Source organism: Ectothiorhodospira sp. PHS-1, assembly GCF_000225005.1.
Taxonomy (GTDB): Bacteria; Pseudomonadota; Gammaproteobacteria; order Ectothiorhodospirales; family Ectothiorhodospiraceae; genus Ectothiorhodospira.
Window position 1 is genome coordinate 1 of the sequence record NZ_AGBG01000055.1, and the last position, 5,716, is coordinate 5,716.

Annotated in this window: 6 protein-coding genes; 1 reads left to right on the plus strand and 5 read right to left on the minus strand. The window is 61.2% G+C overall.

The features are described from left to right. The coding region (locus ECTPHS_RS13305) for an alkaline phosphatase (RefSeq protein WP_008933281.1) at window positions 1–1,024 on the plus strand (1,024 nt) is incomplete at its 5' end. On the opposite strand, the gene ECTPHS_RS13310 is transcribed toward ECTPHS_RS13305, so the two are convergent. The 5 genes from ECTPHS_RS13310 to ECTPHS_RS13330 are packed head-to-tail and all read right to left on the minus strand — an operon-like array spanning window position 1,011 to window position 5,557. Further along, window positions 1,011–1,499: a GGDEF domain-containing protein gene (locus ECTPHS_RS13310; protein WP_050814272.1), complete on the minus strand. Its 489-nt coding sequence runs from the start codon at window positions 1,497–1,499 to the stop codon at window positions 1,011–1,013. The genes ECTPHS_RS13305 and ECTPHS_RS13310 overlap by 14 nt on opposite strands. Beyond that, window positions 1,496–1,888 (minus strand): DUF1987 domain-containing protein, encoded by a 393-nt coding sequence (locus ECTPHS_RS13315; protein WP_008933283.1) that lies wholly within the window; start codon window positions 1,886–1,888, stop codon window positions 1,496–1,498. The genes ECTPHS_RS13310 and ECTPHS_RS13315 overlap by 4 nt, the downstream gene beginning before the upstream one ends. Window positions 1,889–1,912: 24 nt before the next feature. Further along, on the minus strand, window positions 1,913–2,473 hold the full coding sequence (locus tag ECTPHS_RS13320; RefSeq protein WP_008933284.1) for a SiaB family protein kinase: 561 nt from the start codon (window positions 2,471–2,473) through the stop codon (window positions 1,913–1,915). 13 nt (window positions 2,474–2,486) lie between these two features. Next, entirely contained in the window at window positions 2,487–3,764 is a 1,278-nt protein-coding gene (locus ECTPHS_RS13325; RefSeq protein WP_008933285.1) for a SpoIIE family protein phosphatase, read from the minus strand. Further along, window positions 3,761–5,557, minus strand: coding sequence for a bifunctional diguanylate cyclase/phosphodiesterase (locus ECTPHS_RS13330; protein WP_008933286.1), 1,797 nt, complete (start codon window positions 5,555–5,557; stop codon window positions 3,761–3,763). The genes ECTPHS_RS13325 and ECTPHS_RS13330 overlap by 4 nt, the downstream gene beginning before the upstream one ends. Window positions 5,558–5,716: the final 159 nt, after the last annotated feature.

Sequence of the window (5,716 nt, forward strand, 5' to 3'; positions counted from 1 at the left end):
GCCCCTGACCTTCATCACCCAGGAGATTCGCGAACAGGGCAAGGCCACCGGCGTGCTGAGCAGCGTACCCTTCAGCCATGCCACCCCGGCGGCCTTCGGTGCCCAGAACATCAGCCGCAACAATTACGGCGAGATCGCCACCTTCATGGTGCAGCGGGACCATCTGGATCTGATCATGGGCGGCGGCCACCCGGAATATGACGCCGACGGGCAACCCAGGTCCGAACCCCGCTACGCCAACGAGGTGGGCACCGGTGGCGGCTATATCCCCCGTACCACCTGGGAAGGCCTGCGCAACGGCACCGCCGGCGGCGACCGGCCCTGGCAGCTGATTGAGGACAAGTCGGACTTCGAGGCACTGGCCGCTGGCACCCTGCCCCTGACGACGTCGCGCCTGATCGGCATCCCCCGGGTCTATGACACCCTCCAGTACAACCGCACCGAAGCAGTCATGGGCACCGATGCCGCCAATCCCAGCGGCGTGGCCTTCAACCCCAACGTGCCCTCCCTGGAGACCATGACCCGGGGCGCCCTGACCTACCTGGGCCAGGATCCGGACGGCTTCTTCGTGATGATCGAAGGCGGCGCCGTGGACTGGGCCGCCCATGCCAACGACACGGCACGGATCATTGAGGAACAGGTGGATTTCAACCGTTCCGTGGCCGCCGTGGTGGAGTGGGTGGAGCAGAACAGCAGCTGGGATGAGACCCTGGTCATCGTGCTCACCGATCATGGCAACGGCATGCCCATGGGGCCGGACTCCGACACCATCCCCTTCCAGCCCATCCAGAACAACGGTGCCGGCGTGCTCCCCGGCGTGCGCTGGCATTACGGCACCCACACCAACGAAAACACCCTGATGTTCGCCCACGGCGCCGGTGCCGAATATTTCTACGACATGGTCATCGGGACGGACGCAGGCCTTCGGGACATCATCGGCTTCAGCGACGGCCGCTACATCGACAATTCAGCCGTACACCGGGTGATCTCCCGCGCCCTGAATCTGGAACTCACCACGCCCTGATGCCGGGCGCGGCCACGTCCCTCAGGATCTGATCCCCCACCGGATGTCCATAGCGGTCGTTGACCTGCTTAAAATGGTCGATGTCAAGCAGGATCAGGGACATGCCCTGTACCGCCAGCAAGGCCTCGGCTTCGTTGATGAGGGTCTCCCGATTGAGCAGGCCGGTGAGTCCGTCGTGCCGGTTCCGGTAGGCCAGATTGCGGGTCAGTTCCGTGAGACGCCGGTTGGCGCGGCTCAACTCCCGCTCGGTGCGATCGGCATGGTTGATGAGACGACGCATGTCCCGGATCACCCGGTCGAACTCCCGGATCAGTTCCCCCAGGGCGTGGCGGTGTTCCCGATGATCTCCGCTGCCCATGGCCCGGCATGCACTCTCCAGAGCCCGGATTTCGGCGTCGAAGAGGTCCGGCTCCGGCAACTGCACGCGCCTTGCCCTGCCGTCATCCGGAAGGTTCGCGGAAGTGAAGGTGCTCATGTGTTTTCGACGGGGATCGCCCGAAAGTGGATCTCAGGAAAGTCATCCGCCAGCTCCTGGCCAAACTCCAGCATGGTGTCGTCCTCGGCGTCGTGGTACCAGTCCAAGGTAATCTGGTTGCCGAGCTTGGTAGCGGCGTTGAGTTCGTCCACCAGATTGAACAGCATCTTGGTGCTGGAGCTGTTGAAATACCGGAGCTCGATGATCACCTGTACCTCACCCTCTTCCAGGGAGCCCAGGAAATCCCGGGTACGTTGCAGGATCTCGTGATAGAAGCCGACCGCACTTTCGGGATAGGACTCCCCCCGAATGCATAGACGGCGAGCGGCAAAATCGAAGTCCACTTCGGGGGTATTGGGGGAAGGCGGAATGTAGAGTCTGGTTTCCATGAAGTCGCTCCTGCGAATCGGACCTTAGAGGGTAGCCTTGAGGGTGAACAGCACATCCCCGCAAGGATTGGTTTCCAGGGCATATTCGATGGGTCCGCTGCTGTCACGCGCGATGGTCAGAAGCCCAAGCCCCGCCCCCTTGCTGTGCTCCGGTGCTTCCCGGCGCAGCTGCTCCCGGTACGATTGCCGTATCTGGTCCACGGACATGACTCGCAAGGCCTCCAGCTCCTGGCGCAGCTGCTGTGCCCACTCAGGGGTCACCGGGTTCTTGCAGATAATGAGAAAGTGCCCCGACTCCTGCGTGATACACACCGAGCCGGCCCGCATCTCATGCGTCCGGTCCGACTCAAGGGTCAGCTGATCGCTGGAGTAATGGACGATGTTCTGCGCCATTTCGATGAAGATGGAAAAGATCTTGCGGCGCAGACTACCCGGAGTCTCGGAACATTCCAGCCGCAGGCGCACCGCATCACCGATGGCGTTAATGATGTTCTGGGAGAAATAGCCGACGTAATAAAACACCAGCCCCTGGTTCCGAGTGATGCACGCCTGGCGATCGTGACAGGGAGAAAGATACTGATTCATGTGGGTCATCCGCTCAGGCACCAGGCCACAACAAGGCGAGTAAGGTGAGGTCATCCCGCAGCACCTGTCGGCCGCGATATTCGTTGAAGGCTTGCATGAAGACATGCTTCTGACCGGACATGTCCAGCGCGCGAGTCTCCAACAGAGTCTGGACAAGCCGTTTCTTGCCGAAGGCAATCCGTCGACGACCACCGATCTGGTCGATCACCCCATCGCTGGCCAGATAGAGACGCTGCCCGGGGGCCATGTCCAGCCGCTGGTTGCGCCACTCGTGATCCACCGGTGTAGCCGCGTAGCCCACCCCGCGACGCTCGGAGCGGATCACCTCGCCATGCCCCCCGCCTTCCGGGCGGATACGGATCAATGGCATCCGCGCCCCCGCATGCAGAACATGACCGGCGTCGGGAAACCCGCGCACTATGAGCCCCTCCAGGCCGTCATCAGAGTTGTCCGGATGCTCCGAACTCCGGGAAGATGCGCTATGCTGGCTCAAGGTCTGCTTGATGTAACGGTTCATGGAGGCCAGGAGCAGCGCCGGATCATCATGGCCATGGCTTGCTATGGCCCGTTCCAGGGCGGCCCCCGCAATCAGGGTCATGAAGGCACCGGGCACGCCGTGGCCCGTGCAGTCGAACACGGCGACAAGAAAGCCATCCGCCAGGTTGAAGCACTGAAAGATATCGCCACCCACCGTGTCCCTGGGCTGCCACAGCACCCAATGGGCATTTGGAAAGCGATCCGCCAGGGCCTGGCGGGAAGACTTGAGCAGGGAGGACTGAATCAGGCTGGCGTAATCGATACTGTCCACCAGCTGGCGGTGCTGCCGGGCCTGTAGATCGTTCATGGCCTGCATCAGGTCCAGAACATGCCCCACGCCCCGATAGCGACCATCCTCCACCAGGATGAACCCATCCGCGAACACCTTCTCTCCCGTTTGTACCGCCAGGGCAGTCAGGGTGTCGATGGAGGTATCCACGTCCACCACCAGGGGATTCTTGTCCATGAAGGCGATGCAGCTCTGGCGGCTGTAGAGTTCAGGGTAATAGGGCTTGGCCATCATGTTATGAAACAGGCTGCGATTGATCAGCCCCATGGGACGCTCTCCATGCACCACCGGCAGATTCTGTAGCTGGCGCTTGAGGCTGAAGATCTGGGCAATCTGCTCGTTGGTATGGCCCGGGGTTACGGGATCCACGTGAATCAGCAGATCCTGGGCAGACCCGATGAAATGGCGGGAAAGGGCCGAGGGAAGATTGTCCCCATCCTGACACTGAACGGGTGAAGCGGTCATGGCTGCACCAACGATTCCGATCGGCAGGCGGATTCGATGGCGAATCCGGTCATGGTGTCACCCCTTGCCATGCGCCTGTCCAGAAACAGGGTATTGCCTGCCTCTTCCTTGGCCCGGCACTTGACCTCGGAAGCGCGCTGAGAGATCTCCAGATGGGAACGGAAGCCACCCGGACACACCTGAACGGCCCCGATGGATAGACTCAGCAACGGGAAAAATCGCTCCTCACCCCGCCGGTCCAGAGTATGGATTCCTCCCATGTGTCGCTCCGCTTCATCGTAGAAACCCGTGACGGAAACCGCAAAACGGTTCAGCACCTCCCTGCACTGACGGCGCCATTGGTCCCCGGTCAGCACCAGGATGAAATCGTCTCCCCCCACATGCCCCAGGAAGTCCTCGGTTTCCTCCTGCACGGACCGCAATATGTCTCCCAGTGCACAGATGACCTGATCCCCCCGGGCATAACCATAGTAATCGTTGAAGGGCTTGAAGTTATCCAGATCACAATAGGCCACCACAAAGGGCACGCCCAGCTCGATGAGGCGATCCACGTGCTCATTGACAGGGACGCTGCCGGGAAGCTGTGTCAGGGGATTGGCATAGCGCGCATAACGTACCTGCAGGGCGGTGATCCGGCGCAACAACTCCAGCAGTCGACCGACACCCACGTATTGGCCCTCTCCGTCGATGATGATGAACTCATCATCGACGGTATCCCGAGCGGTCAGGGTTTCACTCAACTGCTCAAGGGGTTGGTCCTGACAAACCAGCAGCGGGTCCCGTTTCATGAAGAAACGGATGGGGCTGCGATCATGGAGTTCACGGCTGAATCGCTGTGAATAAAGCGCAAGAATGTCGTGGCGACGGATGATGCCCACGGGACGACCATCGTGAATGACCGGCAGACAATGCAGGCCGGGCTCCGCCTGGAAGCGACTGACCGTGTTCCCCAAGGGCTGCTCGGGAGATGTGGTCGGATTGGTTTGGGCCAGCACCGCCACAGTCTCGCCCCGGTGTCGCAACCGGGATACTTCGCCTCCCCGGGACCGGACCAGACAATGCAGCTCCTGCGGCGGATTGGCGGCCGGCCTGGCAAAGTGATACCCCTGCCCATAGGGAATCTCCAGGTTGCGCACCACCTCGTACTCGGCTTCGGTCTCAATGCCTTCGGCAATCAGACGGGTACCCAGGCTGTGGGCAATCTCCCGGATGGAATGCAGGAAATGGCGCTTGACCGGATCGTTGTGCACATTCTGCACAAAGTGCATGTCGATCTTCACGTAATCCGGTCGCAGTTCCGACCAATGTCGCAGACAGCTGTAACCTGCTCCCAGGTCATCCAGGGCAATGGCGAACCCCATTTCCCGGTAATGCCGCACCGCCTCGCGCATGATGTCGTACTCATGGATGGGCTGCTGCTCGGTGAGTTCGATCACCACCTGCTCGGCGGCGATACCGTTCTCCTGCAGGAGTTGCAGCGTCATGCCGTGAACCGCATTGCGGTCCGCCAGGACATCCGGATTGACATTCAGAAAAAGGCGTCCCGGAAGTCCCAGCTCGGCAAAGCGCGCCAGAATGACTCGACGACAGAGTAGATCCAGTTCAAACAAGCAGCCCGCGCGGGCTGCTTCGGCCAGCAACTTCTGCGGGGCATGCAAGGGGCTGTCGGAGGGGCCGCGAATCAGGCCTTCATAACCCATGATCCCACCGGGATGGAGGGCCACGACCGGCTGGAACAAGGCGTGCAGTTCACCACGGGCAAGGATGCATTCTATGGTCTGACAGGTAGTCACGGTGCAGATCCGGAACGAGGGAGGTTCGCCCGATCCCGGGGCGCAATAAGTACGTCACTTTAATCGGTCACTGTGACACGCCGTTGACAGGCCACTTGGCCGACCGCGGCAAGGGCCGACCCACGATGTCCGACAGGGGAGCCGGCCGACCGAACAGAT

What these genes read in the sequence shown, in the direction of transcription:
- ECTPHS_RS13310 (WP_050814272.1), bottom strand. Translation starts at nt 1,499, where the DNA reads ATGAGCACCTTCACTTCCGCGAACCTTCCGGATGACGGCAGGGCAAGG.
- ECTPHS_RS13315 (WP_008933283.1), bottom strand. Translation starts at nt 1,888, where the DNA reads ATGGAAACCAGACTCTACATTCCGCCTTCCCCCAATACCCCCGAAGTG.
- ECTPHS_RS13320 (WP_008933284.1), bottom strand. Translation starts at nt 2,473, where the DNA reads ATGAATCAGTATCTTTCTCCCTGTCACGATCGCCAGGCGTGCATCACT.
- ECTPHS_RS13325 (WP_008933285.1), bottom strand. Translation starts at nt 3,764, where the DNA reads ATGACCGCTTCACCCGTTCAGTGTCAGGATGGGGACAATCTTCCCTCG.